This window comes from uncultured Succinivibrio sp., from assembly GCF_902756765.1.
GTDB lineage: Bacteria > Pseudomonadota > Gammaproteobacteria > Enterobacterales > Succinivibrionaceae > Succinivibrio.
In genome coordinates, this window is sequence record NZ_CACVSS010000054.1 from 13,752 (window position 1) to 16,886 (window position 3,135).

Annotated in this window: 3 protein-coding genes; 2 read left to right on the top strand and 1 reads right to left on the bottom strand. The window is 40.4% G+C overall.

Annotated features, from left to right (window positions below; translation table 11 throughout):
* Positions 1 to 569, bottom strand: a 569-nt coding sequence (gene sbcD / locus QZU45_RS08260; RefSeq protein ID WP_295354005.1) for an exonuclease subunit SbcD, incomplete at its 3' end; no start/stop codon positions are given.
* 301 nt (positions 570 to 870) lie between these two features.
* Here sbcD and QZU45_RS08265 point away from each other — a divergent pair.
* Positions 871 to 2,010 (top strand): biotin/lipoyl-binding protein, encoded by a 1,140-nt coding sequence (locus tag QZU45_RS08265; RefSeq protein WP_295354008.1) that lies wholly within the window; start codon positions 871 to 873, stop codon positions 2,008 to 2,010.
* A partial coding sequence (locus tag QZU45_RS08270; RefSeq protein ID WP_295354011.1) for an ABC transporter permease occupies positions 2,003 to 3,135 on the top strand: 1,133 nt, incomplete at its 3' end. The genes QZU45_RS08265 and QZU45_RS08270, both read left to right, overlap by 8 nt.

Here is a 3,135-nt window from a genome sequence, read left to right on the forward strand (position 1 = left end):
CCCATGGCAATTACAGGCAGAGCTGGTGAATACTGCTTTGAAACCATCTCTGCCCTTTTAGCTATATCAGAATAATGTCTTCTTATCCCCTCAGCAATCTGCTTCTCATGTTCTTCTATTCCCTGACCAAATTCAAAGGAATGCAGATCTCGTTCTCTAAGATAAGGTACCGCACAGATTACAGCACAGGCCTTTCCTGATTTATCATTTAAAACAATTAGTTCGTCGTCAGGATTATCTGTTGCCTGCCCCAGTACATAGAAGCCTAATTTACGGAATACTTTTGCATCGGCATCAAGCCAGCTTGGAGAATCATGATTACCTCCTGTAATTACTATATTGCGACAGCATGTATCAGTAACAGAGGCAAGAAAATTACTGTACAAAGTCTTCGCTGCATTAGATGGAGAAGCTGAATCAAAGACATCTCCTGAGACTAAAAGAGTATCCACAGAGTTGTCTTTTATGGTTTGATAAAGCCATTTTAGAAAGAAACTTTGCTCTTCAAGTCTTGAAAAGCCGTAAAGAGAAGCACCAAGATGCCAGTCAGAGGTATGAAGTAAGCGCATAAATAAATCCGGTTGAAATGCTAATCATGCATTATTACAGCAAAATTTTTGAATAGACGAACAATTCAGATTAGTTTAAACCAAAAGAAATTTTTCCTCTATTGAGAGTCAGGGAATTAATGGAGAAAGGAGAACTTAAGGATTTATGTGAATAAGCAGATTACTTACATAAATATGCATTTTGTATCGTACATAAAATTTTTTATTTTTGTAGAATGCGATTCTTGATACAAACTGACGGTAACAGAGTTATTTTCTGTTGAGAATTCAACGTCTGTTTCAGTATCCGCACTGCACTTTTATGAGGAAAATTCATCTTAAAACAGACAGACGTTCTGTTCGTCTTATTATCATAATGCTGATTCTGCTTAGTATCAGTTCCTTTCTAATCTATATCGGTTCAAGAGGAGATGCCACCTCTGTTGCACAGAGAATAAAATCAGGAGTGCTGACAGCAGATGAGGTAAATATAGCCTTTGAAAATGTTGGTGGACGTCTTTTGTCACGTAAGGTAAAAGAGGCAGACTTTGTCAAAAAAGGTCAGGTTCTTATGGTGCTAGATGACAAGGATACCTCTCTTTCCATCCAAAAGCTGCAGGCTCAGATTCAGGCTCAGGAAGCTTCCATAAGACAGCAGCAGGAAGCAATAAAGATTCAGACTCAGGATTGCCGACTTCAGGAAATCTCACAGTGGAGACAGATAGAACAGTTTTACGCCGCATTAAAGGCAGCACAATCTGCAGAAAAACTGGCAAAAGTTGAGTTCGGAAGATCAAAACAGCTGATTAACTCGAAAAGTATATCCAAATCAGCCTATGACACAAACGAAAGCGCCCAGAGTCAGGCAACTCAGGCAAGAATTCAGGCTCAGCGTCAGCTTGACTCCATATCTTTAGGAGCAACTGCCGAACAGAAAGAAAAGCTCAGAACTACGGGAAGTGCTGAAGGCATGACCTTAACCGCTATTGAGAATACCAGAGCCAACATTAAAAACATGGACAACACGCTGTCTGAAATGAAAGCCCGTTTAAAAGAGTTAAATACGGAACTGGAGATTCTAAATCTAAACTATGAACGACTGACTTTAAGAGCCCCAGAAGACGGAAAGATTTTAAAACTCCTGTATCAGGAAGGAGAGATGATCTCTCCAAATGCGCCTGCAGTCTTACTAGAGTCATCTCGTAAGTATTTTGATATTTATGTAAATGAGAAGCAGGTCTTAAACTTTAAGGAAAACCAGAAGGTAACCGCAAATGTAATTGCTACCGATGAAGAGGTCAGCGGTATTATCAGATTTGTTACCGCAGCCCCTTCCTTTGCAGATCTTAGAATGACCAGAGAACACGGACAGGCGGATTTAACCATGTTCAAGGTAAGAGTGTACCTTGAAAAGCCAGAGAGCTGTCTTGCCGGAATGACTCTTGAGGTTGAAAATGATTAAAAAAATCACCGATGCAATCCTCGAAGAAGTTGATGCGATGATGTCAGGTCACTTTATTCCCTATCATCTGGCGGCCTTCATGATGGCGATTCTTACAACTTTATTCTTCTCAGTGACTATGACTCACAGTGCAGTGTTTGAAGGAAAAATTGCAGTAATTGATCTTGACGCCTCCAACTACTCAACCAGTCTGATACAGCAGCTTAACACCAGTGCTTATATTGAGGTAACAGAGGTTTATCACACCCCGCTTCCAGTAATGAAACTGCTTGCTCACGATAGAAATATCGGAGTCATCTATATTCCAAAAGGCCTTGAACAGGCAGTAATGCGAGCAGAGAAAACCTTTAATCTTGGATATTTTGCCGATTACTCAAACATGGCGCAGAATGGGCAGGCTATAGCAAATCTCAAGAGCGTAATTTCAGAGATCGGAGCTCAGAGTACGGGTACCAGAATCGCGCTCAAAATGGAAACCAGTCAGGAAAAAACTCAGGCACTGATGCAGCCTATCAGTATAATTGACAGAGATCTGTATAATCCGACACTGTCTTCAACTATATCTATCTGCTCGGCTTTTATATATTTCTTTTCCTCCATCATCTTCGGTATCACCGTACTGATGATTATAGGAAGGCTTAAAGTAACCAACCGCTGGAATTCCGTATTGAACGAAAGCGTAATTGTACTTATAGCAAGACTTGTTCCATACGCTTTAATCTACACCACAGCCATAACTCTGGTAACTTCGGCTATTGTGGTGTTTGGACAGTTAAGATTTGCCGGAAATTATTTTCTACATATTCCAAGTATTTTTATGACCGCGCTGGGACTGGGAATGCTTGCATTCATTATCACATGGAACACAACCAATCCTTCAGAAGGTGGAAGCAGAATGATTCTGATTATTCCTCCAGGTTTTATTCTGGGAGGAGCTCTTTTAGCTGCAGCAGTATTGCCTGACTGGGTCAATACCTTTAAATATATCTTTCCTCTAACCTGGATGTTTGAGTTCTGGAGGGATAATGCCTATAGAGGAGTCGAATTTACCACCATGCTTGGAACCTATGGAAAGTATATTCTATACCTCACTGTACTGTCAGGTATTCTTTATGTTCTGCATTA

Excerpts from the sequence above, each read along its gene's own strand:
- QZU45_RS08265 (WP_295354008.1), top strand. The coding sequence starts at position 871 with ATGAGGAAAATTCATCTTAAAACAGACAGACGTTCTGTTCGTCTTATT.